This is a genomic window from Bradyrhizobium sp. S3.3.6 (assembly GCF_040546905.1).
Taxonomy (GTDB): Bacteria; Pseudomonadota; Alphaproteobacteria; order Rhizobiales; family Xanthobacteraceae; genus Bradyrhizobium; species Bradyrhizobium cytisi.
The window spans coordinates 1-25,076 of the sequence record NZ_JBEPOT010000005.1; the positions used below are offsets into that span (position 1 = coordinate 1).

At 64.8% G+C, this 25,076-nt stretch carries 26 protein-coding genes; 6 read left to right on the forward strand and 20 right to left on the reverse strand.

Going from position 1 to position 25,076, the window contains the following annotated elements; translation table 11 throughout:
- Positions 1 to 117: 117 nt before the first annotated feature.
- The 9 genes from ABID59_RS16455 to phnG are packed head-to-tail and all read right to left on the reverse strand — an operon-like array spanning position 118 to position 7,119.
- Positions 118 to 729, reverse strand: a complete 612-nt coding sequence (locus ABID59_RS16455) for a pyridoxamine 5'-phosphate oxidase family protein (protein WP_354084062.1) — start codon at positions 727 to 729, stop codon at positions 118 to 120.
- A 26-nt stretch (positions 730 to 755) separates the two neighbouring features.
- Entirely contained in the window at positions 756 to 1,352 is a 597-nt protein-coding gene (gene phnN, locus ABID59_RS16460) for a phosphonate metabolism protein/1,5-bisphosphokinase (PRPP-forming) PhnN (protein WP_354084063.1), read from the reverse strand.
- The gene (locus ABID59_RS16465) at positions 1,349 to 2,506 is read right to left on the reverse strand and encodes an alpha-D-ribose 1-methylphosphonate 5-triphosphate diphosphatase (protein WP_354084064.1); all 1,158 of its coding nucleotides are present in this window, start codon (positions 2,504 to 2,506) and stop codon (positions 1,349 to 1,351) included. Before ABID59_RS16465 ends, phnN begins: the two co-directional genes overlap by 4 nt.
- A gap of 12 nt (positions 2,507 to 2,518) precedes the next feature.
- Positions 2,519 to 3,217, reverse strand: a complete 699-nt coding sequence (gene phnL, locus ABID59_RS16470) for a phosphonate C-P lyase system protein PhnL (RefSeq protein ID WP_354084065.1) — start codon at positions 3,215 to 3,217, stop codon at positions 2,519 to 2,521.
- A 22-nt stretch (positions 3,218 to 3,239) separates the two neighbouring features.
- The gene (gene phnK, locus ABID59_RS16475; RefSeq protein WP_354035839.1) at positions 3,240 to 4,037 is read right to left on the reverse strand and encodes a phosphonate C-P lyase system protein PhnK; all 798 of its coding nucleotides are present in this window, start codon (positions 4,035 to 4,037) and stop codon (positions 3,240 to 3,242) included.
- Positions 4,030 to 4,926, reverse strand: coding sequence for an alpha-D-ribose 1-methylphosphonate 5-phosphate C-P-lyase PhnJ (locus ABID59_RS16480; RefSeq protein ID WP_354084066.1), 897 nt, complete (start codon positions 4,924 to 4,926; stop codon positions 4,030 to 4,032). The genes phnK and ABID59_RS16480 overlap by 8 nt, the downstream gene beginning before the upstream one ends.
- Positions 4,923 to 6,038 (reverse strand): carbon-phosphorus lyase complex subunit, encoded by a 1,116-nt coding sequence (locus ABID59_RS16485; RefSeq protein WP_354084067.1) that lies wholly within the window; start codon positions 6,036 to 6,038, stop codon positions 4,923 to 4,925. The genes ABID59_RS16480 and ABID59_RS16485 overlap by 4 nt, the downstream gene beginning before the upstream one ends.
- Positions 6,039 to 6,041: 3 nt before the next feature.
- Positions 6,042 to 6,650: a phosphonate C-P lyase system protein PhnH gene (gene phnH / locus ABID59_RS16490; RefSeq protein ID WP_354084068.1), complete on the reverse strand. Its 609-nt coding sequence runs from the start codon at positions 6,648 to 6,650 to the stop codon at positions 6,042 to 6,044.
- A 4-nt stretch (positions 6,651 to 6,654) separates the two neighbouring features.
- Positions 6,655 to 7,119, reverse strand: a complete 465-nt coding sequence (gene phnG, locus ABID59_RS16495; protein WP_354084069.1) for a phosphonate C-P lyase system protein PhnG — start codon at positions 7,117 to 7,119, stop codon at positions 6,655 to 6,657.
- Between the two features lie 120 nt (positions 7,120 to 7,239).
- Between phnG and phnF the strand changes: the two genes are divergently transcribed.
- On the forward strand, positions 7,240 to 7,968 hold the full coding sequence (phnF, locus tag ABID59_RS16500) for a phosphonate metabolism transcriptional regulator PhnF (RefSeq protein ID WP_354084070.1): 729 nt from the start codon (positions 7,240 to 7,242) through the stop codon (positions 7,966 to 7,968).
- A gap of 128 nt (positions 7,969 to 8,096) precedes the next feature.
- On the opposite strand, the gene phnE (ABID59_RS16505) is transcribed toward phnF, so the two are convergent.
- The 4 genes from phnE (ABID59_RS16505) to phnC form a co-directional block, all read right to left on the reverse strand.
- Positions 8,097 to 8,945 carry a phosphonate ABC transporter, permease protein PhnE gene (gene phnE, locus ABID59_RS16505; RefSeq protein ID WP_354084071.1) on the reverse strand — a complete coding sequence of 283 codons (849 nt, stop codon included), beginning with the start codon at positions 8,943 to 8,945 and terminating at the stop codon, positions 8,097 to 8,099.
- Positions 8,942 to 9,826, reverse strand: a complete 885-nt coding sequence (phnE, locus tag ABID59_RS16510; protein WP_354084072.1) for a phosphonate ABC transporter, permease protein PhnE — start codon at positions 9,824 to 9,826, stop codon at positions 8,942 to 8,944. Before phnE (ABID59_RS16510) ends, phnE (ABID59_RS16505) begins: the two co-directional genes overlap by 4 nt.
- Positions 9,827 to 9,899: 73 nt before the next feature.
- A complete protein-coding gene (gene phnD / locus ABID59_RS16515; RefSeq protein WP_354084073.1) occupies positions 9,900 to 10,835 on the reverse strand; it encodes a phosphonate ABC transporter substrate-binding protein in 936 nt (311 codons plus the stop codon).
- Between the two features lie 66 nt (positions 10,836 to 10,901).
- Positions 10,902 to 11,711: a phosphonate ABC transporter ATP-binding protein gene (phnC, locus tag ABID59_RS16520; protein WP_354035827.1), complete on the reverse strand. Its 810-nt coding sequence runs from the start codon at positions 11,709 to 11,711 to the stop codon at positions 10,902 to 10,904.
- Between the two features lie 174 nt (positions 11,712 to 11,885).
- Between phnC and ABID59_RS16525 the strand changes: the two genes are divergently transcribed.
- From ABID59_RS16525 to ABID59_RS16535, 3 genes are read left to right on the forward strand one after another with little or no spacing between them, the layout of a single operon-like run.
- Entirely contained in the window at positions 11,886 to 12,542 is a 657-nt protein-coding gene (locus tag ABID59_RS16525) for a transferase hexapeptide repeat family protein (protein WP_148749859.1), read from the forward strand.
- A complete protein-coding gene (locus ABID59_RS16530) occupies positions 12,539 to 13,732 on the forward strand; it encodes an alpha-D-ribose 1-methylphosphonate 5-triphosphate diphosphatase (RefSeq protein ID WP_354084074.1) in 1,194 nt (397 codons plus the stop codon). Before ABID59_RS16525 ends, ABID59_RS16530 begins: the two co-directional genes overlap by 4 nt.
- 18 nt (positions 13,733 to 13,750) lie before the next feature.
- A complete protein-coding gene (locus ABID59_RS16535; protein WP_148749857.1) occupies positions 13,751 to 14,449 on the forward strand; it encodes a DUF1045 domain-containing protein in 699 nt (232 codons plus the stop codon).
- Positions 14,450 to 14,452: 3 nt separating this feature from the next.
- On the opposite strand, the gene ABID59_RS16540 is transcribed toward ABID59_RS16535, so the two are convergent.
- The 7 genes from ABID59_RS16540 to ABID59_RS16570 all read right to left on the reverse strand — a co-directional run bounded on the left by ABID59_RS16540 (position 14,453) and on the right by ABID59_RS16570 (position 22,035).
- Entirely contained in the window at positions 14,453 to 15,046 is a 594-nt protein-coding gene (locus ABID59_RS16540; protein WP_354084309.1) for a hypothetical protein, read from the reverse strand.
- Positions 15,047 to 15,129: 83 nt separating this feature from the next.
- Positions 15,130 to 16,530 (reverse strand): selenium-binding protein SBP56-related protein, encoded by a 1,401-nt coding sequence (locus tag ABID59_RS16545; protein ID WP_354084075.1) that lies wholly within the window; start codon positions 16,528 to 16,530, stop codon positions 15,130 to 15,132.
- 273 nt (positions 16,531 to 16,803) lie between these two features.
- Positions 16,804 to 17,745: a dihydrodipicolinate synthase family protein gene (locus tag ABID59_RS16550; RefSeq protein WP_354084076.1), complete on the reverse strand. Its 942-nt coding sequence runs from the start codon at positions 17,743 to 17,745 to the stop codon at positions 16,804 to 16,806.
- A gap of 164 nt (positions 17,746 to 17,909) precedes the next feature.
- Positions 17,910 to 19,991, reverse strand: a complete 2,082-nt coding sequence (locus ABID59_RS16555) for a methyl-accepting chemotaxis protein (RefSeq protein WP_354084077.1) — start codon at positions 19,989 to 19,991, stop codon at positions 17,910 to 17,912.
- A 121-nt stretch (positions 19,992 to 20,112) separates the two neighbouring features.
- The gene (locus ABID59_RS16560) at positions 20,113 to 20,883 is read right to left on the reverse strand and encodes an enoyl-CoA hydratase (RefSeq protein WP_354084078.1); all 771 of its coding nucleotides are present in this window, start codon (positions 20,881 to 20,883) and stop codon (positions 20,113 to 20,115) included.
- 12 nt (positions 20,884 to 20,895) lie between these two features.
- A complete protein-coding gene (locus ABID59_RS16565; RefSeq protein WP_354035817.1) occupies positions 20,896 to 21,381 on the reverse strand; it encodes a MarR family winged helix-turn-helix transcriptional regulator in 486 nt (161 codons plus the stop codon).
- 45 nt (positions 21,382 to 21,426) lie between these two features.
- On the reverse strand, positions 21,427 to 22,035 hold the full coding sequence (locus tag ABID59_RS16570) for a TetR/AcrR family transcriptional regulator (protein ID WP_354035816.1): 609 nt from the start codon (positions 22,033 to 22,035) through the stop codon (positions 21,427 to 21,429).
- A gap of 141 nt (positions 22,036 to 22,176) precedes the next feature.
- On the opposite strand from ABID59_RS16570, the gene ABID59_RS16575 reads away from it, so the two are divergent.
- Together ABID59_RS16575 and ABID59_RS16580 are read left to right on the forward strand one after the other, a co-directional pair.
- Entirely contained in the window at positions 22,177 to 23,433 is a 1,257-nt protein-coding gene (locus ABID59_RS16575; protein WP_354084079.1) for an HlyD family secretion protein, read from the forward strand.
- Positions 23,381 to 24,997: an MDR family MFS transporter gene (locus ABID59_RS16580; RefSeq protein WP_354084080.1), complete on the forward strand. Its 1,617-nt coding sequence runs from the start codon at positions 23,381 to 23,383 to the stop codon at positions 24,995 to 24,997. The genes ABID59_RS16575 and ABID59_RS16580 overlap by 53 nt, the downstream gene beginning before the upstream one ends.
- The last annotated feature ends 79 nt before the right edge of the window (positions 24,998 to 25,076 follow it).

The window sequence follows — 25,076 nt, forward strand, 5'->3', positions numbered from 1 at the left end:
AGACATCGCAGGCCCTCCGTCCCAGACAGGTCGAAAGGCCTTGAATCACATCCATAAACTCCGGGGAATCACTTTCGGGCATCCCATAGCCCACAGGGGGAGAGGGGAAGAAAGCACTCACCACATTGTCGCGGCGGCGCGCTCCGGCCAGATGCGATCATACTCGGCTCCGCCGATCTCGTTCTGGCTCATCTCGGCGAGGATCTGCCCCGGCGTCGGCAGCGTCTTCGGGTCGATGCGCTTGTCGGGATTCCAGAGGTCGGAGCGAACGATGGCGCGGGCGCACTGGAAGTAGATCTCTTCCACGTTCATCACCACGACGCTGCGCGGCGCCTTGCCCTCGACCTTGAACGAAACGAGCAAGTCCGGATCGATCGAGAGATGCGCGCGGCCGTTGGCGCGGACCGCGTTGCCGGAGCCCGGGATCAGGAACATCAGCGACACCCGGGGATCGCGCACGATGTTGCGCAGGGAATCGACCCGGTTGTTGCCGCGGCGATCCGGCAGCATCAGCGTCCTGGGATCATGGATGCGGACGAAGCCCGGAAGATCACCGCGCGGCGAGCAGTCGATGCCCTCGGGCCCGATGGTGGCGAGTGCGGCGAACGGCGCCTTCTCGATGAAGATGCGATAAAGCGGGGTGACGTGGTCGGCGACTTTCACGGTCGAGGCATCATTGGTGGCGCCGTAGATGGCTTCGAGTTCCTCGACCGTCCTGATCACCGTCATTCCACTCTCTCCTGTTCAGCCGACGATTACTCGCGCCAGCACTCATTCCTGATGACGCGCACGAGCTGGCGGCCGTGATAGTCGGCGCTGCCGGCGTTGAGAATAGTGACATCGGCATTGGCGGAGGCCTCGTCGACGCCGCGCGCAAGCCGCTCGGCGAGATTGCCGTCGCTGTGCCGTGCCCGGGCGGCAAGGCGCTGCGCCAGCACGTCCGGCGGCGCCGTGATCGCGACCACGACGACGTTGGCATAGACCTGGCGCAGCGTGCCAATGACCGTGCGCGAGACGTTGGCGACGACGGCGCGCCCCGCGCGGATGTCGTCGTTGATCTCCAGCGGCAGGGCGTAGGAATGCCCATGCGCGTCCCAATGCACGGCGAAATCGCCGTGCTCGCGGGCACCGCGAAATTCGTCGGGACTCATCGCCATGTTATCCTCGTCGGCGGAGGACTCGCGTGTCACGATGCGGCGCGGGAAGACGATGTCGTGATCGTCAACGCAGGCCGCCTGCGCCAGCCGCAGCAGCGTGTCCTTGCCGGCGCCGCTCGGGCCGACCACGAGCACCAACCGCCCCGGTCCAATCGCGCCCGCCGCGTCCTTCGCCGTCGTGCCGGTCTCGCTCATGCGACACGGCCGCCTTCGCGCCAGACGCTGCGAACCACGGGAACGCTGCCCGCGACATGGACGCGGATCAGATCGGCGCGCTTGCCGATTGCGATCTCGCCGCGATCGGTGAGGCCGACGGCGTCGGCGGGCGCCTTGGTCACCGTGCGAATGGCCGCCGGCAGGCCGATCGACGGCGCATGCTCAGGCAGTTGCAACGCGCCCATCAGCAGGCTGGAGGGAATATAGTCCGACGACAGGATGTCGAGCAGCCCTTCGCGGGCGAGATCCACCGCGGCGATGTTGCCCGAATGCGAGCCGCCGCGCACGACGTTGGGCGCCCCCATCAGGATGTCGATGCCGGCCTCATGCAGGCCGCGCGCGGCCTCGATCGTGGTCGGAAACTCCGCCACCGCGACACCGTCGCGCACGGCGTCGGCGACGTTCTCCTCGGTGGTGTCGTCATGGCTCGCCAACGGAATCTTGTACGCGTGCGCCAGCGCTACGATCTCGCGCATGTTGGTCGCGGCATAGGTCTTCTGATACTCGAAGCGCTTTGCGAACAGCTCGTCGAGCTCGGCATCGGTCTTGCCGCCGCCCTTGCCGCGATAATAGTCGCGCAGCTTGACCTCGTCGCGGAACTGGCGCTGGCCGGGCGTGTGGTCCATCAGCGACATCAGCTTGACGTCAGGACGATCGACCAGCTCCCTGGCTTCCTCGACCACGCTCGGCATCGGGATTTCGCAGCGCAGATGCAGGAAGTGGTCGGCGCGCAGCAGGCTCGAATCACGCGCGGTCGTGATTGCGGCGGCAAGCACGCCGGCACGACCATCGACCTCCTCGGCGCCGTCCTCGCGCCAGACGCGGAGCGAATCGAACACCGTGGTGATGCCTGACGTCGCGAGCTGGCCGTCATAGGAGACGACGGCCGCGACCGGATTCCAGAACACTTTTGGGCGCGGCACGTAATGGGCTTCGAGATGGTCGGTGTGGAGCTCGATCAGGCCAGGCATGATCAGATCGCCGCCGGCATCCTCCGCACCGGCAGGGGCCCTGCCCTCGCCGATCTCGGCAATGCGTCCGTCCGAAAGAGCAAGCCAGCCCTGTTCGATCACCCGGTCCGCCAGCACGATCCTGGCGTTGGCGATCACGAGTTCCTTCGGCTTGGCGTTCATGTCCCTCTTCCTTCAGGCCGCGGCGGCAAAGCCGGTGACGTCGATGATGCGGTCGGCAATCAGATGGCGGATTTCGTCGTCATGCACAATCGCGACCATGGCGACGCCCTGGCGCTTCTTCTCGGCAACCAGCTCGACGACGACGGCGCGGTTGGCGGCATCGAGCGAGGCGGTCGGCTCGTCCAGCAGCAGGATCGGCAGCTCCGAGATGAAGCCGCGTGCGATGTTGACGCGCTGCTGTTCGCCACCGGAGAAGGTTGCGGGCGGAAGCTGCCAGAGCCTTTCAGGGATGTTGAGACGATGCAGCAGCTCGCCGGCGCGCGCTTGCGCATCAGCGCGCGTCATGCCGTTGACGATCAAGGGCTCGGCGACCACGTCGATGGTGGCGACCCGCGGCACCGCACGCAGGAACTGGCTGACATAGCCGATGGTCGCGCGGCGGACGTTGAGGACCTGCCGCGGCTCGGCGGTGGCGAGATCAATCACCTCGCCGCGATGGCGGATGCCGATGCGGCCGGAATCGCAACGGTAATTGCCGAAGATCATCTTCAGGATGGAGGATTTGCCGGCACCGGACGGACCGGACAGCACGACGCACTCACCGGGATCGACGTGGAAGGTCACGCCGCGCACGACAGGCAGTTCGATGCCGCCCTGTAGGTGCATCGTGAAGGTCTTGTTGGCGTCGGCGATGTCGATCATGGCGGTCATCGGAAGACTCTTGTTGGAAGGCTTATGGCGGCAAAATCGAGGAGACGAGGAGCTGGGTGTAGGGCTCACGCGGATCGTCCAGCACCTGATCGGTGAGGCCGGTCTCGATGACGCGGCCGCCCTTCATCACCATCACGCGATGCGACAGAAGGCGTGCGACCGCGAGATCGTGGGTGACGATGACGACGGCGAGATGCAGTTCGGCGACGAGATTGCGCAGGAGATCGAGCAGGCGGGCCTGGACTGAAACATCAAGCCCGCCGGTCGGCTCGTCCATGAATACCAGCCGCGGACCGGTGACGAGGTTACGCGCGATCTGGAGGCGCTGGCGCATACCGCCCGAATAGGTGCGCGGCGCATCATCGATACGCGCGACGTCGATCTCGACCCGCGTCAGCCAGTCGGAGGCGGACTCGCGAATGCGGCCGTAATGGTTCCAGCCCACCGCCATCAGCCGCTCACCGACATTGGCACCGGCGGAGACCGCCATGCGCAGGCCCTGCGCCGGATCCTGATGCACAAAGCCCCAATCGGTGCGGAACAGCAGGCGCCGCTCGGCCTCGCCAAGCGCGGCGAGATCGCGGGTGACGCCGTCGCGCATCCGGTACGACACCTGCCCGCCGCTCGCCGCGAGCTGGCCCGACAGCAGTTGCAACAGCGTCGACTTGCCGGAGCCGGATTCGCCGACGATCGCCAGCACCTCGCCGGGATAGAGCGAGAACGATACGTCACGGCACGCGGCGATGCGGCCGTAGGATTTGCTGAGGCTCTCCGCAACCAGCAGCGGCTGATCGGTTTCGAGCAGATCCTGCTCAGCCATTGGAGGCCTCCTGCGCCTTGTCCTTGTAGGGCGCAGCACTTAGGGCACCGTGATGGCCGGCGGCCTGACGTCCCTCGCAATAGTCGGTGTCGGAGCAGACAAACATGCGGCTGCCCTTGTCGTCGGTGACGATCTCGTCGAGATAGGAATTCTCGGCCGCGCACAGCGCGCAGGGCGCGTTGAAACGATACGGCTCGAACGGATGATCCTCGAAGTCGAGCGACACCACCTGGGTATAAGGCGGGATCGCATAGATGCGCTTCTCGCGGCCGGCACCGAACAGTTGCAGCGCCGGGCAATTGTCCATCTTGGGATTGTCGAATTTCGGCGTCGGCGACGGATCCATCACATAGCGCGCATTCACCTTGACCGGATAGGCGTAGGCCGTCGCGATATGGCCGAAACGGGCGATGTCCTCGTAGAGCTTCACATGCATCAGGCCGTATTCGGCGAGCGCGTGCATGCGCCGCGTCTCGGTCTCGCGCGGCTCGAGGAAGCGCAGCGGCTCCGGGATCGGCACCTGATAGACCAGCACCTGGTTTTCGTGCAGCGACGTCTCCGGGATACGGTGACGGGTTTGGATCACGGTCGCCTCGTCCGTCGACGTCGTCGTGGCGACGCCGGCAGTCTTGGCGAAGAATTTGCGGATCGAGATCGCGTTGGTGGTGTCGTCGGAGCCCTGGTCGATCACCTTCAGCACGTCCTGCGGTCCCAGGATCGCGGCGGTCACCTGCACGCCGCCGGTGCCCCAGCCATAAGGCATCGGCATCTCGCGGCTGGCGAACGGCACCTGATAGCCGGGGATCGCGATCGCCTTGAGGATCGCGCGGCGGATCATCCGCTTGGTCTGCTCGTCGAGATAGGCGAAATTGTAGGCGGGCGCGTTCATTCCGCGGCCTCCTTCATGGCATCGGGCGCATTGGCCTCGGCAGAGGCTTCGGCAAATTCCTTGCGCAGCTTGCGCAGCAGGCCGAGCTCGGACTGGAAGTCGACATAATGCGGCAGCTTCAAATGCTCGACGAAGCCGGTCGCCTGGACGTTGTCCGAATGCGACAACACGAATTCTTCATCTTGCGCCGGGGCTCCGACCTCTTCACCGAGTTCGCGGGCACGCAGCGCGCGGTCGACCAGCGCCATCGACATGGTCTTGCGCTCGCTTTGGCCGAAGGCGAGGCCGTAGCCGCGTGTGAAGCACGGCGCTTCCGTTGCCGAGCCCTTGAACTGGTTGACCATCTGGCACTCGGTCAGCTCGATCGAGCCCAGCGGCACAGCAAAGCCGACGTCTTCGGCAGCGAACTCCACCTCGACCTCGCCGAAGCGGATCTCGCCGGCGAAGGGATGGTTGCGGCCGTAGCCACGCTGGGTGGAGTAGCCCATCGCCAGCAGAAAGCCTTCGTCGCCGCGTGCGAGATTCTGCAGGCGCAAGTCACGGTCCGCGGGAAAGTTCAGCGGCTCGCGGGTGAGGTCGCCGACGCTGGCGCCATCTTCGGTCTGCGGCGAGGTCTCGATCAGTCCGTCGCGACCCAGAATGTCAGTCACGCGCGGCGTCGGCGCGGTCGAGGCTTCGCCAACAGCCGGCGCTTCCGGCACAAAGCCTTGGGCCAGCGACGGATCGAGCAGGCGATGGGTGTAGTCGAAGGTGGGCCCGAGGATCTGGCCGCCCGGAATGTCCTTGAAGGTCGAGGATACCCGCCGCTGCACCCGCATGGCGCCGGTGTCGACCGGCTCGCTCGCACCGAAGCGCGGCAAGGTGGCGCGGAAGGCGCGAACCAGGAAGATCGCCTCGATCAGGTCGCCGCGGGCCTGCTTGATCGCCAGCGCTGCGAGCTCGCGGTCATAGAGCGAACCTTCGCTCATGACGCGGTCGACGGCCAACCCAAGCTGTTCCGAGATCTGGTCAAGCGAGACTTCCGCGACGCTTTGGTCGCCGCGCCGCGCATTGGCGAGCAGGCGATGGGCGTTCTCGATGGCGCGTTCGCCGCCTTTGACTGCGACATACATGCGTCAGCCTCCTTTGCTCATGACACGCGTGCTGCGCGGGATCGCCACCACGGCATCATCGGCGACCAGAACCACGTCGATGCCGCGCGGAAACAGCGTCTCGTTGAAACGCACGCGTTCAAACAGGTCGAACGGCTTGATCGAAGCCAGGAGCGTTGCGACACCGTCGATGCCGGGGCCACGCAGCTCGAAGCTGCGGCCTGCGTCCAGGCTGTCGACCTGAATGATCAGTGTGGTCGAACGATCCGGATATTCGTTGGTGCCGAGCGCAAAACGCTCGAGCGAGGGCAGCGCACCGCCGTCACCGATCAGCGCAAAGGCCGCGATCGAGGAGTCCGGCACCACGGGCGCGCCGGTGTGGAACTTGAGCCATTTCAGGACGTCGGAGCTTTCCGACATCCGCGCATCAAGCCAGAGCGGCGTGTCGTGGTCAAACAGCGTCAGCGCAATCGCGGCGGTGCCGCGCATCATCGTATCAGGCGTTCCCGCCATCGGCACGATGCGCTGGACCGAACCCGGCCGCGCCATCGCATCCATGACCGAACGAAAGGTCGATTGCGCCGACAACACCTTGTCGACGAAACCGGGCGGCAGTTCCGCAATCGTGGTCATGGCCTCACCCCTCACCGCGCACCATGGTGTAGAAATCAACCTTCGTCGCAGCGGTCTCTTCCGCCGCCTGCTTGCGCCTGACCATAAGCTGCTCGCGCAACGGCGCGATAACGTCGCGCTCGACGGCTGCACCAAAATCCCGGGACTGCACCAGCGCATCGCACAGAGCGATCAGCCGCGCCTTCTCACCGTCCCGCCCGAGCGTGTAGCCGAAGCCGACCTCACCGCTCGCAAGCCGCACCGCGGCGCGCGATACCGTCGCCTCGCCGAGGTTGAACGGCGCGCCGTCGCCGCCGACCCGGCCGCGCAACATCACCAGGCCGTTTTCGGGCGCCCGCAAATCCTGATGGCCAGGCAAGGGGATCGTGCGGAGACGGGCGGCGATCTCGCCCGCCTCCGCGTGCGCCAGCACGGCCATGGCGGCCTGGCGCTGGGCTTGCTGGGTGTTGTGCTGGGTCACCGAATCCACCGATCTCTTCTACAGAACTTGTCGAATCCAAGTTGTCTATGATACTAGACAACTTGATACGAGAGCGCCATGACTGTTTCGTGACAAAGGTGTGATTTTCGAGCTAGGCTGGCCACCGACATGAGCATGCAGGACACCGCCTCTTCGGGCGTCGCGCTATGGCGCCTCGTTGCCGACGGCATCGAGCGCGGCATCGCCGACGGCCGTTTTGCCGCAGGCGACAAGTTGCCGGGCGAGATGGAGATCGCCGAAACCTACCGCGTCAATCGCCACACCGTGCGGCGCGCGCTGGCGGCGCTTGCAGAGCGCGGCATCGTGCGCGCCGAGCGCGGCAGCGGAACCTATGTCGAAGCGCAGAAGCTCGCTTATCCGCTGCGCTCGCGCACGCGGTTCTCCGAGATCGTCGGCGCCGGCGGCCGCGAGCCGCATGGCCGGATGATCGAGACGTCGGAAGATGTCGCAACCCGCGAGTTGGCGCGGGAGCTGGGATTGAAGACCGGCGCACCGCTGGTCCGAATCGAGGCCATCCGCCTCGCCGATCGCGCGCCGATCTGCGTCTCCACCACCTGGCTGTCTGCGGAACTGTTTCCGGGCGCGGGCACGGTGTTTGCCGCGACACGCTCGATGACGAAGATGCTCGAGCACTACGGGATCCGCGATTATCGCCGCGGCGCGACCCGGATCACCGCCGGCATCGTCGACGCCACCGACGCCGCGCGGCTTGATCTCCCGCTGGGCCGGCCGATCCTGGTGGTCGATGCCACCGACCTCGACCTCGAGGGCAAGCCGCTGGTGACCAAGCACTCGCGGTTTGCGGCGGAGCGGGTGGAGTTCTTGGTGGAGCCGTAACTCTTCTCCCTCGCCCCAGATCCGAACTCGTAGGGTGGGCAAAGGCGCACTTGCGCCGTGCCCACCATCTTTCCAAGATTTAAAGTTGGTGGGCACGCTTCGCTTTGCCCACCCTACGAGATCGGCGATCAGGCCACAGCCCTTCGCCCAATGATCGCAAACCGCAGCTTGCTGGAAACGAAATCGATCGCGGCGACCGCGACCAGAATCATCAGGATCAGGAACGACACCTTCTGCCATTCCAGCACACGGATCTGCTCGGCGAGCTGGAGGCCGATGCCGCCGGCGCCGACGATGCCGATGATGGTTGCCGAGCGGGTGTTGGATTCGATGAAATAGAGCACCTGGCCCGCGATCACGGGCAGCACCTGCGGCAACAGGCCGAAGCGGATCTCGTGCAGCGCGCTGCCGCCGGAGGCGCGGATGCCCTCGACCTGCTTCTGATCGGCGCCTTCGATCGCCTCGGAGAACAGTTTGCCGAACGCACCGAAATCCGACACGGCGATCGCCAGCACGCCGGCGAACGGGCCGAGCCCGACCACGTTGATCCATACCAGCGCCCAGATCAGCGTGTCGACGCCTCGGATCGAATCGAGGAAACGGCGCACGGGAAAGCGCAGGATGATCGACGGCACGACATTGCGTGCAGCAAATAAGCTGACCGGAAGCGCGAGCAGCGCGGCCAGTGTGGTGCCGAGCAACGCGATCGACAACGTCTCGCCCATCGCCTTCAGATAGATCGGAAGCGACGAGCCGGGATCGGGCGGGATCATCATCATGCTGATCCAGCCGAGCTGGCTGAGGCCGCTGAAGAGCCGCGACGGCGAGAAATCGAGATCAATCAGGCCATAAACGAAGATGCCGAGCGCCGCGACGATCATGGCCGGCGTCGCAAGCCGTGCCGCGGCCGGACGCTCGAACACATCAGGGTAGCGCGCGCGGATCTGCGCGGTGTCGACCTCCTGCGGCCCTGTCACGTCCGCGCCTCCTTGCCGAAGAGGCGGCCGCGCAACCAGCCGGTCGAGATGTCGATGATGAAGACCGTGACGATGATGAGCAGCAGGATCGCGCTGACGTCCGAATAATAGAACTTGCGGATGGCGACGACGAGCTCCTGCCCGATACCGCCGGCGCCGACAAAGCCCATGACGGACGCTTCGCGGACGTTGACCTCGAAACGCAGCAGCGCGTAGCTGGCATAGCCAGCGGTCACCTGCGGCAGAATCGCAAAGCGCATGCAGGATAGCCAGCTCGCACCAGTCGAGCGGATACCCTCGACCGGCTTCATGTCGGCGTTCTCGACGATTTCCGAAAACAGTTTTCCCAAAGCGCCGGTAGAGTGAATCGCGATCGCAAGCACGCCCGCCATCGGCCCGAGGCCGAAGGCGATGACGAAGATCAGCGCGAACACGATGCCCGGGACGGTGCGGGCGAACTCGAGCAGGCGCCGCACCACGAAGCGAAGCCATGGCCGGGGCGAGGTGTTTTCGGCCGCAAAGAAGTTCAGGGCAAAAGCGAAGATGGCGCCGATCAATGTGCCGACATAGCTGATCAGCAGCGTCTCACCCAGCATCTTCAGCCATTTGCGCCAGCCCCACAGCCATTCGCCGACATCGGTCCAGACCCGCTGGCCGCTATCGAGCGTGAGGATGCGATCGAAATAGCTGAGGAAGTTGCCGAAGTAAGTGAACAGGGTCCGCAGATTCACTTCTGCGCCGATCGCAGCGAGAAGCAGCGCCGCGGCAAAAATCGCGGCTCCCAACAGGAGACGGAGCCGCTTGCGCAAGACCGCCTTGTTATAGGCTGCGTTCAGCGCAGCAAGCTGCTGCTCGGGGAGGATCGAAACGGCGACGGTCATCGGATAGAGACTGGTCCGTCAAAAGAGAATGAGCCGGGTCCATCGACCCGGCTCCAGTGCATCGCCCCGAAACTCAGGACGCCTTCTTCTTACGCAGTGCATCGACGAACTTGATCAGCTCGATCGTGCCATCCCAGTCCTTGGTGGTGGCGGGATGAAAACCCTTCTTCTGGCCGTCCTGGAGACGATCGAAGGCTGCCTTGTCCTTGACCGGCGCGTCGAAGAACGCCTTGGCGATCGCCGCCTTGGCCTCTTCCGGCAGGTCGGAGTTATAAGCATAGGGGCCGTTGATGATCGGCGCAGATTTGTGGATGATGCGGAAATCGTCCTTCTTCATCGGCGAACCGTCGGCATTCTTCAGCATGCCCTTGGTCAGCATCTGCGCCAGCGTCGAATCGTCGTCGCTGGTCCACTGGTTGGCGGCGACATCCACCGTGCCCTGCGCCAGCGCCAGGATCGCGTTCTCATGGCTGCCGGTGAAGACGACCTTGCTGAAATAAGTGTCGGCGTCGGGGATGCCCATCTTGTCGAGCTCGAAGCGCGGCACGTTGTTGCCGGAGGTCGAGTTCGGGTCGACGAGGCCCAGGTTCTTGCCCTTGAGGTCGTCAACCTTCTTGTAGGGGCTGGTCGTCTTGACGAAGAACACCGAGTAATAGCCGGTCGAGCCGTCGGAGTTGATGTCGTTGGCGAAGGCGTCGGTCTTGACGCCGGTCAGGCGGGCGCGTGCGAACGAGGCCGAGCCGTAGCTCGCGATGTGGATGTTGCCGGCGCGCTGGCCTTCGATAACGGCGGCATAGTCGTTGGCGATGCGCAGCGTGACCTTCACGCCCAGTTCCTTGGAGAGATAGCTCATGAACGGCGCCCAGCGCTCCGTCACGCCCGAGGCGTTCTCCGCCGGAATGACCGCGAAGGTCAGTTCGGGATATTTGGCCTTCCAGTCCTCTGCGGAGGCTGAAGTCGTGAACGCGAGCGCGGCGGCGCCGGCAAGAACGAGTCTGCGAGTGATCATGGTACCCTCTATCATCGGTTGGGTTCTGTTGACGCAAAAACTGGCAATGACGGACGCAAGTGCGGCTCAGGCGGCGGCCGCCGTTCCGAGTGCCGGGACGCCCTCGGGCGCCGGCGCAGGTGTGCCGCCCATGACATCGGCGGCCTCGAGATCGTAGAGCTCGCGGGCAACGTGATCGGTCAAATCAGCCGGCGCGCCGTCGAACACCACGCGCCCCTGAGCCATGCCGATCAGGCGGTCGCAATAGCTGCGCGCCAGATCGAGCGAATGCAGATTGCAGAGCACCGTGATGCCGAAATGCTTGTTGATGCGCAGCAGCGCATCCATGACGATCTTGGTGTTGCGCGGATCGAGCGAGGCGATCGGCTCGTCGGCGAGGATGATGTCGGGCTGCTGCACCAGTGCACGGGCAATCGCCACGCGCTGCTGCTGGCCCCCGGAGAGCTGGTCGGCGCGCTGCGCGGCGAGCGAAGCGATGTCGAACTGCTCCAGCGCCGACATCGCCAGCGCCTTGTCCTGCTCCGGCCAGGTCTGCGACAACGAGCGCCAGGCCGGCATCTTTGCGAGACGGCCCATCAGCACATTGGTCAGCACGTCGAGCCGGCCGACCAGGTTAAACTGCTGAAAAATCATCGCCGAGCGCGCCCGCCACTGCCGCAGCTCCTTGCCGCGCAGCGCGGTGACGTCGAGGCTGTCGAACACGATACGCCCCTGCGTGGGCGTCGCGAGCCGATTGATGGTCCGCAGCAAGGTCGACTTGCCGGCGCCGGAGCGCCCGATCACACCGACGAAGCCGCCGGGCGAGATTTGAAACGAGGCGTCGTCCACCGCGGCTTTTGCGCCGAAGCGGCACGTCAGACCTTCAACCACCAGCATGCAGGGCTCCAGAGTAGCTGGGACCCACCGCTATCGCCGACGCTTGACACTTGTGTGACACGCGCGGTGCGGTGCGGCGTTGCTACACACCTCATCCCCTGTCATCGCATCGTCATTGTCTTGTCATCAAGCCGCTTGATGACGAGCGCCCGCCCTCGAATTCTCGGATGCAGCATGGCCAAGGTGCTTTCGGTCCAACCGACTATCGATCCTTCGGCGCAGCTGCATGAGACCCGGCTCGGCGCCTATACCGAGGTGGGGGCGCGCACGATCCTGCATGAAGTGGCGATGGGCGACTATTCCTACGTCGTCAACGACGCGCAGATCACCTACGCAACCATCGGAAAATTCTGCTCGATCGCGGCGATGACGCGGATCAATCCGGGCAATCATCCGATGCATCGCGCCACGCAGGCGCACTTCACCTACCGCTCCAGCGCGTACTTCCCGGGCGAGAGCGACGACACCGATTTCTTCGACTGGCGGCGCCAGCATCACGTCCATATCGGCCATGACGTTTGGATCGGCCATGGCGCGGTCGTGCTGCCCGGCCGCAATATCGGCACCGGCGCGGTGATCGCGGCCGGCGCCATCGTCACCAAGGACGTGCCGGCCTATACCATCGTGGCCGGCAATCCGGCGCGGATCGTGCGGCGGCGGTTCTCCGAAGAGGTTGCCGGACGGCTTGCAAAACTGGCATGGTGGGACTGGGATCACGACAAATTGCGTGAAGCGCTGCCCGATTTCCGCAAGCTCGCGATTGAAGATTTCCTGACGACATACGAAGCAGGGGCAAGCTCCTCTTCCAGCAAACGAAGCGCGGTCGCGTGACAGACATTTTCATCGAGGGTGGCCGGACCCTGATCGGCTCCGAGCTCGCCGAAACCTCCCTTGCAGTATCGGGATCCGACATCGCGCAGATCGATGCATCTCGCGGCCGCGCGCGGCTGGCGATCGATGCGCGCAAGCTGCTGGTGCTGCCCGGTATCGTCGATCTGCACGGCGACGCTTTCGAGCGGCAGATGATGCCGCGCGCCGGCGTCGATTTCCCGATCGACGTCGCGCTGGCCGACACCGATCGCCAGGCCATCGGCAACGGCATAACCACGGTGTTCCACGCCACGACCTGGTCGTGGGAGCCGGGCCTGCGCAGCGGCGACAATGCAAGGCGTCTGCTCGAGTCGATCGAGCGACAGCGCCCGCAGTTCGCTGCCGACACCCGCTTCCACCTGCGGCATGAGACCTACAATCTCGATGCCGAGGCCGAGATCGGCCAGTGGCTCGCCGAGGGTCGCGTCGACCTGTTCGCCTTCAACGACCACATGGACGGGGTCGTCGCCGACATCTCCAATCCGCGCAAGCGCAACCGCATGGTAGAGCGCACCGGCCTGTCGAACGAGGCGTTCGACAAGCTCGTTGCGCATATTGTCTCGCGCGCTGCCGATGTTCCGGCTTCGATCACCCGGCTCGCTGCGGCGGCACGCAGCGCCGAGGTGCGGATGCTCTCGCACGACGATGCGACCCCGGCGATGCGCAGGGGCTTTCGCAGCCTCGGCGTGACGCTCGCCGAATTTCCGATCAACGAGGAGACGGCGCGCGAGGCCGCAGATCATGGCGACGCCATCGTCTACGGCGCGCCGAACGTGGTGCGCGGCGGCAGCCACACTGGCTGGACCAAGGCCTCGGACATGATCGCGAAGGGGCTCTGCTCGGTGCTAGCATCCGACTATTACTATCCGGCGCCGCTGCTCGCCGCATTCCGGCTGGCTTCAGACGGCGTGCTGCCGCTGACGGAGGCCTGGAAGCTGATCTCGTCGGCACCGGCGCAAGCCACGGGCCTGACCGATCGCGGCACGCTCGCCGCGGGCCATCGCGCCGACATCCTGCTGGTCGACGATAGCGCGCTGCTGCGGCCGCGGCTGGTCGCGGTGATCGCCGTAGGCCGGCTCGTTCATCTCACCGATGCGACGCGGCTGCTCGGCCCGGTGGTGACGCCGCGCGAGACTGTCGTCGCGGCATAAATTGGTTATGCTCCGGCAATGACAGGTTTTTCCCGCTACGCGATCTATTTTTCCGCCGGCGCCGACAATGCGCTCTCTCGATTCGGCGCCGAGTTGCTTGGCTATGATGCCTATACGAGCGACGAGCTTTCGTTTCCGCAAGGCACCCTGCATGCCGTGCCGGACTGGCACGACATTACCGCCGATCCCCGCAAATACGGCTTTCACGGCACGCTGAAGGCGCCGATGGCGCTGGTATCAGGCAAGACAGAGGCCGAGCTCAAGGCTGCCTGCGCGACATTCGCCGCGAAGGCGCGGCCGATGCCGGTGATCCAGCCGGTGGTCGATACCATCAGCGGCTTCATCGCCGTCATTCCGGCTGAGCCGGTCGACGCGCTCCTGCAACTCGCGGCCGACTGCGTTCGCGATTTCGATTCATTTCGTCGGCCCCTGACGGCGGAAGACCGCGCGCGGCGAAAACCCGAAAAGCTCAGCGCGCGCCAGCGCGAGTATCTCGACCGCTGGGGCTATCCCTACGTGATGGAAGAATTCCGCTTCCACATGACGCTGACGGGGCGGCTGGACGCGGAGCGGCGCGGGCCGATTCTGGAGATGCTGCGGGCGAGATTTGCGGAGCTTGGTCTCGGTACACTCGAGATCGACCGCATTGCGCTGTTCAAGCAGGACGATGCGAAGGCGCGCTTCCGGATCATCGGCGAGTGGGCTTTGACGCGGTAGGCTTCAGCGCCAGCTCGCAAGATTGAAGGCGAGCGCCACGACGCCAACCAGAACGAGGCTGCTCGCCCAGATTGCATCCAGATTGAACCAGCTTCGCGAGACGAACCTCAATCCCAGATAGCGGTAGACCAGCCACGCCAGACATCCGCCGGCGCTGATCATGGCGGCAACGTGCACCAGGGACACCAGCACCGCCATCCCGAGACTTGCCTTCATCAGCGCGCCGGCGGCCTCATGGCCTGCATCGAGCTCGAAGGCCCGGCAGAGCCCGAGATAGATCGGTACGAGCATCAAGGCGGCGCCGTGAGCAATGGCAACGGCAAATGACCAGAGCGCCAATTGGGTTGGCGGGATTCGTGCCAGCGCGCGCGGATGGCGCCGCTCGATCAGCCGATAGGCGCCGAAGCCGATGACGAGAAGGCTCGCGCCGAGTTGGATCGAACGCTGCCACTCGGCCAGCACGAGCAGGAACGCGAACGGCAGCAGCACGAGAAGTGTCGCCAGGAGATGTCCGGCCGCCAGGGCCCACAACGCACGGAAGAGCGCGCGCGGGGTCTTGTCCATGAGTCCGGTCGACACGGCGAGCGGCCATCCCATTCCCGGATTGACCCCGTGATAGAGACCGCTCGCGACAAGAGCGAGCCAAAGCCAGCCGAGCGCCGGGCTCGCGTGCCCCCAATCTAGGCCGACGGATAGCAAAAGGAGTCCGTCGAACAATCGCCGCCCTCCAGCCTGATCTGGTGCGCACGATACCCGTCGGGGAAGCTGACGAAGTAGTCCTTGTCAAGCTCGAGGCCGCCGTTGCGACCGACATTGGCCATGACCTCCACACCCGGAACGCCGTCCGGATAGAACTGGTCATCCCAGGTGGAATAGAGCGAATTGGTCCAGTACACGCGCCGGCCGTCGCGGCTGATCTCAACCATCTGCGGGCCGGCCGCAAATGCCTTGCCGTTCGGATGCGGGGTGCGGCGCGCGATGCCACCGACGTGAACCGAGCCCGCAAGCTTCGGCTTTCGCGGATCACTCACATCGTACTGGCGCATTTCACCCGTGCCCCAGCACGAGACATATAGAAAACGATCATCCATCGACAGGTCAATGTCGGTCACCAGCGGCGGCACGGCGCCAAAGCCCTGGAGCAGCGGCGGGAGCTGCTCCTTTGGCGCGGGCTCGGGCGGGATCGTCGCCGTCTTCTCCGCATGGAATTTGTCGCCTTCGCGCCACCAGGTCCAGATCGATGCTTCGAGATTCGTGGTGTCGACCACAACGCCTACGAAGCCGTATTCGCGAACCGGATCGTGCGCGGGCCGCACCTCCAGCGCCATCTGATGATTGGCGCCGAGGTCGATGGTCTGCACGTTGCGACGGGCGCGGAGATCCCAGAAGTGGAGTCGATGACCATATTTGTTCGCCAGCAGATCTTCCGGGACGATCCCGTTCTCGAACTGCGGCGGCAACGCCCATTCGCTCGTCACCATGTAATCGCGCGGCAGGTTCCACCAGAAATCATAATGCAGCGTCTGCGGACCGCGGTCGATCTCCCATCGCCCAAGGACCTCGAACGTCTCGCAATCCATGATGAAGACGCCTGGAGGCCCGTTGGTGCCGTCTTTGCCGCCGCCGCCCAGCGTGCTCACATAGACGCCGTCCGGCCCGCAATGGATGGTATGCGGCCGCGAATAGCCGGTCTTTTTGAAGACTTCCTCGGGCTCGATGATCTTGTGGATTTTGGCTTTGGTCGGATCGGGCTTGGTATCGATGATATAGATTCGCGACGAACGCAGCCCTGGGATGATGAGATAGCGCCGCTCGATGAAGGCGTGTCCGGCTAGCGGCGACAATGCGGAGGAGCAGGCATTCCAGCCGAAGTGATGAAATTCATCGCCCTTGTTGGGCATCGTCACGGTGTGGACGATGCGGCTGTAGGTCGGCGATCCCGGCTTGACGTCGATGACCGCGAGAGCGTCCGGTTTTGAGAAATCTGGACTGAGCAGCAACGTGTAGGCGAAGTTCTCCGCAGGTGCTTCCATCGCAAGCTTGGGCGATGCGTGAAAGGTGGGGTCCGGCCTCATCGTCATGGCACTACCTCCCTGTTTCGTCGGCTCGCTCCAACCTGGCTCGGGATAGCGGCATAATGAAGAGCTGTTACGCGATGTCTTGAGATGCTCCGCGGGCCTGGTTGGCGAGCGTACAATAGGTCATCGCCGGGCCGCGGGAAACCGCCCGAACCGCGCCAATTCGACGCCTTCAGCCAGATGATAACTCCGAGTCTTCGCCAAAGTTCTCCCTGTTGTTATGGGTCCCGGATCTGCGCGCGCTTGGGGCGCGCTTGTCCGGGACGACGGCGGAGGCTACTTCCCCCACCGCAATGCCAGCGCGTCGCGCTCCTTGGCCAATTCCAGCAATCCCGCCCGCGTCGCCGGATGCAGCGGCTGGAGGGGATGCCGCACCGCGTCCGACTTGATCACGCCGCCGGCCTGCATCATGGCCTTGCAGGCGATCAGGCCGCATTGGCGGTTCTCGTAGTTGATCAGCGGCAGCCAGCGTTCATAGGCGGCCTTCGCCTTCTCTCGATCGCCTGCGAAATAGGGATCGATGATCTGGCGGATGCCGTCGGGATAGCCGCCGCCGGTCATGGCGCCGGTCGCGCCCGCATCGAGGTCGGCGAGCAGCGTGATCGCCTCCTCACCGTCCCAGGGACCCTCGATCTCCTTGCCGCCCGCCTCGATCAGGCTGCGGAGCTTTGACGCCGCGCCTGCGACCTCGATCTTGAAATAGCGAATGTTGGCGAAGTCGCGCGCCAGCCGCGCCAGCAGCTCGACCGCCAGCGGCGTGCCCGCCACCGGCGCGTCCTGGATCATGATCGGGATGTTGATCGCACCCGAAAGCACCCTGAAGAATTCCACGACGCCTTTCTCCGGGACGCGAAAGGTCGCGCCGTGATAAGGCGGCATCACCATCACCATCGCGGCACCGGCGGCCTCGGCCTGCTGGCTGCGCGCCGCGCAGACGGCCGAGCTGAAATGGGTGGTGGTGACGATCACGGGCACGCGGCCCGCGACATGCTCCAGCACCGCATGCATCACGGTCTCGCGCTCGGCGTCGGTCAGCACGAATTGCTCGGAGAAATTGGCGAGAATGCAGATTCCGTGCGAACCGGCATCGATCATGAAATCGATGCAGCGGCGCTGGCCCTCGAGATCGAGCTCGCCGCGTTCATCGAAGATGGTGGGCGCGACCGGGAACACGCCGCGATAGGGGCGCTGGGCTTTGTGCTGTGGCGTAACCGGCATCTAACTCTCCATCCCCAAAATTCTCTTACAGCTACTCTCTTACAGCTACTCTCTTACAGCCATTCTCTTACAGCTGTCGCCGCGCTCGTGCGGCGCGACAGATGTACCCGGCGAGCGGATCGGCTGCAATGCCGATCCGCGCCGTTGGAACAGGGAATGAAATCTTAAGCGGTCTTTACCGCGCCAAGGAAGCCCTCGACCGCGACGCGGAGACGGTCGGCGTCGGCCGACATCTTGGTCACGGACTGGAACAGCACCGTGCCGGCGTTGCCGGTCTCCTGGTTGAGCTTGGCGACGCTGCCGATGGTATCGGTGACCTCACGGGTGCCTTGGGCGGCATGCTGGAAGTTGCGCGAGATTTCGGTGGTGGCCGCACGCTGCTGTTCGACGGCGGCGGCAATCGCGGTCATCTTCTCGTCGATGCCGCTGATGGCACCGCCGATCGAGCGGATGGCGGCGACCGCCTGCCCGGTCGCGCCCTGGATCTCCTCGACCTGACGCGAGATTTCCTCGGTCGCGGTCGCGGTTTGCGCCGCGAGGCTCTTGACCTCGCCGGCGACCACCGCAAAGCCGCGGCCGGCTTCGCCGGCGCGGGCCGCCTCGATGGTGGCATTCAAGGCGAGCAGATTGGTCTGGCCGGCGATGGCGTGGATCATCTTCACGACTTCGCTGATGCGGCCCGCGGTCTGGTCGAGGATCTCGACCGTGGCATTGGTCTGCTCCACCTGCGACACCGCTTCGCGCGCATCGCGCGCGCTGGACTGCACCTGCGCGGAGATTTCGCCGACAGAAGCCGAGAGCTCCTCGGTCGCAGCCGCAATGCTCTCGAGATTGTTGGTGGCCTGCTCGGCGGCGGAGGAGACTGCAGCCGTCTGGCTGCTCGATTCCGACACCAGCGTACGCACATCGGTCGCGGTGGCATCGAGCTCCTTGGCCGACGCGGCGACGCTGTGGATCACTGCCTGCACGGTGGCGTCGAAACTGCGGCACGCGTCGTCCACGGTACCGGAACGGGCGAGCTGCAGCGCCTGCTGCGATTCGCGTTCCCGGCCCAGACGTTCCGCGGTCGCCGCGCTCTCGCGCAGGCTTTCGAGCGCGGCCGCCATCGTGCCGAACTCGTCGGGATAACGCGATTGCGGGACGGGCGTCGCGTAGTCGCGGGCACCGATCCTGGCGATGGCGTCGAGAATGGCGCGCACCGGACGCATCAGGCGATTGCGCACGACGTAAACGCCGGCGAGCGTCACGGCGAGCGCGATCAGGAACGCGAGCGACTGGATCACGAGATTGGTCAGCGCCTTCGCTTGCACCGTCTCGGCGCGCGCGATCGACTGGTCGAGCGCCGTGGTCGCGACCGCAACGATCAGCGGGAACGGCGATTGGCAGAGCGTATTCCATTCCGAAGCGGGCATCGCCGGCTTGCCGCTGCCGTCGAAGTTCTTGGTGAGATCGCCGATCTGCTTGAGGACACCGTCTGTCTTGACCTTCGCGTCCGTAGCTGCCGTCACCAGTTCCGCTGTCACGTCGGGCGCGGCCAGCAACTCGGCCATGCCGGACCAGCCGGAGGCGATGGTACCGTCCCATTGCGCCAGCGACCGCTTCTGGGCGTCGTCGAGCGGCTTGCTGCTGTTGACGTTGGAGCGAAGTGACGAACAGTGGATTCCATAGCGGTCGCGCACCTGCCAGGCGAGGCGGCGGACCTGGATCATGCGGGCAATGAAGGGATCGTTCATCCAGGCGCGGTTCGACACGGCGGTGGAGGCGAGGTTCGCCGTGTCGATGACCTTGGTGACGGCGTCGTACCACGAGTTGGTGCGCTCGATCTTGCGCTCGGCGCGCGGGCGCTTGGCCTCGTCGTAGAACAGCTGGAATTGCGGTGCGGCCTCACCCCAGCGCTGCTTCAGCGTGCTGGCGAGCTCGTCGCGGTGCGCGAAATCGACCGTGGCGAGCGCCGCGCCGATACCGTCATAGCCGCCCTGCTCCGCCTTCTCGGCCTCACCGAGCTTGCTGCGTGGATCGTCGTCGCCGAGCAGCGCGCTTTGGGCGTCGCCGCGATTGTTGCGCAGTGACAATACGCCGTGGAAGATCGCCTTGTCGGCGGCGGCGAGCCGCGCGGTCGCGAGACTGTCGCTGTAGCGGCCGAAGGCCCCGACCATCTGGATCGCCGTGCTGGCGAGCGCACCGGCTGCCAGCAAGGCCATCAGCACCAGGAGAAGCGAACTTACCGATTTCTTAAACATTGCCATGAGTCGCGGAGCCACCACTTCAAGAGTGGCCACCTTGCACCGCGAATGCCAACGTTCCGTTAAGGTTGTAGTCAAATGCCGGGAGTTCCCGATTTGCCAAACCTTTTAAGCAGGCCCGGCGTCACGAAATCTTCGTGAAATCCGGTGGACGGCGCTCGGCAAACGCGGTGAACGCCTCGCGCGCCTCCGCCGTGCGCAGGCGCTGCGCAAACTGCTCGCCCTCCGCCTGCATTTGCGCGACCAGCATCTCGCCATTCCGCATCAGCTTCTTGGTCGCCGTGAGTGCACCGGCCGGCTGTCGGGCAAGACGCTGGGCGAGCGCAAGCGCTTCGGCGTCGAGCTTGTCGAGCGGCACCACGCGGTTGGCGAGACCCCATTCCAGCGCGGCCCTGGCCGGCACGGTCTCGCCGAGCGCAAACATCTCATAGGCGCGGGCGTATCCGATACGCGCCGGCATCAACAGGCTCGATGCGGCCTCCGGGACCAGCGCGAGGCTGACGAAGGGCGTCGACAATTGGGTGTTTTCGGCGAGCACGACGAGGTCGCAATGCAGGAGCATTGTGGTACCGACGCCGACGGCGCGGCCCTGCACGGCTGCGACCAGCGGACGGGTGCAGCGCGCCAGCGACTGGATGAAGCGGCCGACATTGCGGCTGCCTTCGGACTTGCCTGACGCGACGGCCGCAAACTCGCCGACATCATTGCCGGCGGTAAACATGTCACCCTCGCCGCGGATCAGCAGCACGCGCACGGACGGATCGAACTCGGCGGATTCGATGGTGTCGGCGAGCTTGCCGTACATCGCATCCGTCAGCGCGTTCTTCTTGTCGGGGCGCGCCAGGGTGAGCGTGAGAATTCCGCCGTTGTTCTCAACTCGCACATGCTCGGTCATTTGTCTCTTCTCCTAGTCCTCTGGATCTCTTGTGGGGTCTCTTGTCGGGTCCCTTGTCGGATCCCTTGGAAACTTGTCCTGAATGCTCGTCAGCCAGCGCGCGACGATGTCGATCTCCGCGCTCGTAAATCCTTCCGTCAGTCTCGCATTGATCTCCGCGGTCGACGCTTTTGCTTGCGCCAGCGTGGTCCGCCCCTTCGGCGTCAGCCAGACCCGCCAAGCCCGACCGTCTTCGCGATCGGCGCGACGCTCGACCAACCTCGCCGTCGCAGTGCGATCGACAAGGCCGGAAATGCCGGCCGGACCGAGATCAAGCGCAGCACCTGCCTCGCCCATCAGAACACCGTCCTGCTTGCCGAGAATGAACAACAGCCCCGCCTGCGCCGGCGTCACTTCGCTCGCGGGCTGCGCCGCCATCCAGCGCTGCAGGCGACGTTGTGCGACGCTGAGGAGGTAGATCAGCCGATGGTGTTTCGCCGCGGCTACTTTATTTCGCATGCGAAATATATAGCCGGTCGGGATTGGATTGTCAAAAGGAAGCCGCTAGGTCGCTTTTACGCGACTACCGTCGAGGAAAATGGCCGCGCAGGTTCGCACGCGCCGCTCGATATCCTTGCGCGCCGGCAAGGGCAGGCCGCCATAGATCGCCGCGCGCTGCGGCGCCGAGGCGACCATGCCGATCAGCATGCCGGCGGCCTCGTCGACGTCGTCGATCGCGATGAGCTTTTTCTTGACCTGGACACGAAGCCAGCGTGCGAGCGCGATGGCGGTCCGGGCAATACCGTTCTTGTAGAAGTTCGCGGCAAGATCGGGGAACGCGGCGGATTCCTGCAGCACCATGCGCTGCAACGCCACGACCTCCGGATCGAGCGCGAGATCGGCGCAGGCAAGGAGCGCGGCACGCAGGCCCGTGTCGATATCGACGTCTCCGTTTGCCTGGAGATCGACAGCGGACAGCAGCCGCTCCAGCCGGTCCGCGCACATCGCCTCGAACAGCGCGGCCTTGCCCGGAAATAGGCGATAGAGCGTTTTGGTGGAGATCCCCGCACTCCGCGCCAGCTCTTCGGTACTGGTCGCGGCATAGCCGTCGACGGCAAAGGCGTGCCGTGCGGCTTCGAAGACGATCCGCTTCGTCTCGTCGTCGCTACGCACTGGCGGTCGTCCGCGCGGACGGCTCTCAGTTTTCGATTTCGCCTGAGCCATGTTTTTAAATGATGCCTGTCATTCCATTGACTATCCCAAAGCTAGTTCTATTTTGGAAATCGTCAAGTTTCCTAATTGAGGGAGCCGGCCATGACCGTGCACACCACCCCGTCCAAGACCGAATCCACCGTTGTTCCAACCCTTCTGCCAGAGAGCATCCTGCCCGCCGTGCCGCCCCCGGTCCGCCGCCAAAAGCTCAGTTTTCGCAAGCTCTTGCTCGCAGGTGTGGCGGTCGCTGCCCTCGCGGGCGCCAGCCAGTACGGCTACGACTATTGGACCGTCGGGCGCTTCCTCGTCTCCACCGATGACGCCTATGTGAAAGCCGACAACACCACGATCGCGCCGAAAGTCAGCGGCTATCTCGATCGCGTTCTGGCGGGCGATAACGAGCATGTGAAGGCAGGCCAGGTACTGGCCCGGATCGACGACCGCGACTTCCGCGTCGCGCTCGACCAGGCCAAGGCCGATGTCGCCGCCGCGAATGCAACGGTGAAAAGCAAACAGGCGCAGCTCGAGGTTCAGGATGCGGTGATCGCCGCAGCCAAGGCGACCATCGATGTCGATACTGCTGCAAAGACCTTCGCGCAGCAGGAGAACAAGCGCTACACGGATCTCGCCGCGACAGGCTACGGCAGCGTGCAAAACGCGCAGCAGGCGCAGTCGCGCAACGCCGGCGCCGACGCAGCGATCCAGCGCGACACTGCCAATCTCGCTTCCGCCCTCAAGCAGGTCGAGCTCCTGAAGGCCGAGATCGCGCAAGCCAACGCGGCCGCAGCCCGCGCCGCCGCGCTTCAGCATCAGGCCGAGCTCAATCTCGGTTACACCACGATCGTCTCGCCGATCGACGGCGTCATCGGCAACCGAACGCTCCGCGTCGGCCAGTTCGTGCAGGCCGGCACGCAGCTGATGTCGATCGTGCCTGCCGAAGGCGCCTATGTGGTTGCCAATTTCAAGGAGACCCAGCTTACCCATGTCCGTCCCGGACAGCAGGTCGAGATCGAGGTCGACACCTTCCCGGGCCAGGTGGTGCACGGTCACGTCGATTCCATCGCGCCGGCCAGCGGCCAGGAGTTCGCCCTGCTGCCGCCGGACAACGCCACCGGCAATTTCACCAAGATCGTGCAGCGCATTCCGGTGAAGATCGGGCTGGATGCCGAAACGCAGCCTGCCATCGAGCTGCGGCCCGGCATGTCCGTGATTCCGACGATCGCAACCCGTTCAGCGCCGGCCGCGCAAGCGGCAACGACGCTCCAAGCAACATCTAAAGCGAAGCTTGTTTCCGGAGGGTCGTGCCATGTCAAACAGCCTCTCAATCTCGACGCCCGCAACATCGCCCGCGACGCCTGAGCGCGTCGCCGTCGATCCGAACCGCGCCAGCGCTACGGTCTGGATCGCCGTCTTCGCGGCGATGATCGGCGCCTTCATGGCGATCCTGAACATCCAGATCACCAACGCCTCGCTGCTCAACATCGAGGGCGGCATCGGCACCGGCGTCGACAACGGATCCTGGATCTCGACGTCGTACCTGATCGGCGAGATCATCGTGATCCCGCTGACCGACTATCTGTCGCGGGTGTTCTCGTTCCGGAACGTCATGCTGGGCTTCGCGACGCTGTTTGCGGCCTTCTCGGTCGCATGTGCGTTTGCCCATGACCTGACCTCTATGATCGCGATGCGCGGTTTTCAGGGTTTCTTCGGCGGCGTGCTGATCCCCATGGCCTTCACGCTGGTCTTCACCAAGCTGCCGAAGGGCCAGCAGCCGATCGGCCTTGCCATGTTCTCGCTCGCGGTGACCTTTGCGCCTGCGATCGGCCCGACCATCGGCGGCTATCTCACAGAAAATTACGGCTGGCAGACCATCTTCTTCGTCAACGTGCTGCCCACTGCGGTCATGGTGGCGATCCTGTTCGCGACCCTGGAGCGCCAGCCCATGAATCTCGCCCTGCTGCGCGAGGGCGACTGGTTCGGCATCGCTACCATGGCAGTCGGCCTGGCTTCGCTGCAGGCCGTGCTCGAGGAGGGCAACAAGGACGACTGGTTCGGTTCGCCCTTCATCGTGCGGCTCGCCGTCATCGCCGCCGTCAGCCTGTCGCTGTTTATTTATATCGAGCTCGTGGTCGAGAAGCCGCTGCTCCGCCTGCGTCTGTTGACACAGTGGAATTTTGGCGTCGGCACCATCGCCGCGGTGTTCCTCGGCTTCGCGCTGTTCGGCTCGGTCTATCTGCTGCCGGCCTATCTCGGCCAGGTGCAGGGCTACAATGCCGAGCAGATCGGCAACGTGCTGGCCTGGACCGGCCTGCCGCAGCTGCTGCTGATTCCACTGGTGCCGAAGCTGATGCAGCGGTTCGACACCCGCTACATCGCAGCGGTCGGCCTGCTGCTGTTCGCCGCCAGCTCCTTCATGAACATCACGATGTCGCTCGATTACTCAGGCGATCAGTTCTTCATCCCCAACGTCGTGCGCGCCGTGGGCCAGGCCCTCACCTTGGCGCCGCTGTCTGCGCTCAGCCTCGGCAGCGTCGCGCCGCAGGATGCGCCCGCCGCCTCCGGCATCTCCAACATGATGCGCAATCTCGGCGGCGCCATCGGCACAGCCGTGCTCGCCACCATCGTCACCAAGCGCGAGCAGTTCCACTCCAACATCATCGGCCATTCCGTCACGCTCGGCCGTGAGGAGGTCCGCGCCCGCATCGCCCAGACGACCGATTACTTCATGGCGCACGGCGTGCCCGACCCCAACGCCGCACGCGAGCAGGCCATCATCGCGCTCGGCAAGACCGTGAAACGCCAGGCGCTGGTGATGGGCTTCTCCGACACCTTTGCGGTGATCGGCGTGGTGCTGGTGCTGGCCGCAATCGCAGTGCTGCTGACGCGGCGGGTGAAGGCGACCGGCGGGGGCGGTGCCCATTAAGGGTTCGCCCGTCGATTGCAATTTGCCGCGGCCGTCACGCTTGACGGCCGCTTCTTTTTGTGTTCCCTATTCGTTCCGT

Bases quoted from the DNA above. Each gene is read 5' to 3' on its own strand.
- ABID59_RS16455 (WP_354084062.1), bottom strand. From the start codon at position 729: ATGACGGTGATCAGGACGGTCGAGGAACTCGAAGCCATCTACGGCGCC.
- phnN (WP_354084063.1), bottom strand. From the start codon at position 1,352: ATGAGCGAGACCGGCACGACGGCGAAGGACGCGGCGGGCGCGATTGGA.
- ABID59_RS16465 (WP_354084064.1), bottom strand. From the start codon at position 2,506: ATGAACGCCAAGCCGAAGGAACTCGTGATCGCCAACGCCAGGATCGTG.
- phnL (WP_354084065.1), bottom strand. From the start codon at position 3,217: ATGACCGCCATGATCGACATCGCCGACGCCAACAAGACCTTCACGATG.
- phnK (WP_354035839.1), bottom strand. From the start codon at position 4,037: ATGGCTGAGCAGGATCTGCTCGAAACCGATCAGCCGCTGCTGGTTGCG.
- ABID59_RS16480 (WP_354084066.1), bottom strand. From the start codon at position 4,926: ATGAACGCGCCCGCCTACAATTTCGCCTATCTCGACGAGCAGACCAAG.
- ABID59_RS16485 (WP_354084067.1), bottom strand. From the start codon at position 6,038: ATGTATGTCGCAGTCAAAGGCGGCGAACGCGCCATCGAGAACGCCCAT.
- phnH (WP_354084068.1), bottom strand. From the start codon at position 6,650: ATGACCACGATTGCGGAACTGCCGCCCGGTTTCGTCGACAAGGTGTTG.
- phnF (WP_354084070.1), top strand. From the start codon at position 7,240: ATGAGCATGCAGGACACCGCCTCTTCGGGCGTCGCGCTATGGCGCCTC.
- phnE (WP_354084072.1), bottom strand. From the start codon at position 9,826: ATGACCGTCGCCGTTTCGATCCTCCCCGAGCAGCAGCTTGCTGCGCTG.
- phnD (WP_354084073.1), bottom strand. From the start codon at position 10,835: ATGATCACTCGCAGACTCGTTCTTGCCGGCGCCGCCGCGCTCGCGTTC.
- phnC (WP_354035827.1), bottom strand. From the start codon at position 11,711: ATGCTGGTGGTTGAAGGTCTGACGTGCCGCTTCGGCGCAAAAGCCGCG.
- ABID59_RS16525 (WP_148749859.1), top strand. From the start codon at position 11,886: ATGGCCAAGGTGCTTTCGGTCCAACCGACTATCGATCCTTCGGCGCAG.
- ABID59_RS16535 (WP_148749857.1), top strand. From the start codon at position 13,751: ATGACAGGTTTTTCCCGCTACGCGATCTATTTTTCCGCCGGCGCCGAC.
- ABID59_RS16540 (WP_354084309.1), bottom strand. From the start codon at position 15,046: ATGGGATGGCCGCTCGCCGTGTCGACCGGACTCATGGACAAGACCCCG.
- ABID59_RS16545 (WP_354084075.1), bottom strand. From the start codon at position 16,530: ATGACGATGAGGCCGGACCCCACCTTTCACGCATCGCCCAAGCTTGCG.
- ABID59_RS16550 (WP_354084076.1), bottom strand. From the start codon at position 17,745: ATGCCGGTTACGCCACAGCACAAAGCCCAGCGCCCCTATCGCGGCGTG.
- ABID59_RS16555 (WP_354084077.1), bottom strand. From the start codon at position 19,991: ATGGCAATGTTTAAGAAATCGGTAAGTTCGCTTCTCCTGGTGCTGATG.
- ABID59_RS16560 (WP_354084078.1), bottom strand. From the start codon at position 20,883: ATGACCGAGCATGTGCGAGTTGAGAACAACGGCGGAATTCTCACGCTC.
- ABID59_RS16565 (WP_354035817.1), bottom strand. From the start codon at position 21,381: ATGCGAAATAAAGTAGCCGCGGCGAAACACCATCGGCTGATCTACCTC.
- ABID59_RS16575 (WP_354084079.1), top strand. From the start codon at position 22,177: ATGACCGTGCACACCACCCCGTCCAAGACCGAATCCACCGTTGTTCCA.
- ABID59_RS16580 (WP_354084080.1), top strand. From the start codon at position 23,381: ATGTCAAACAGCCTCTCAATCTCGACGCCCGCAACATCGCCCGCGACG.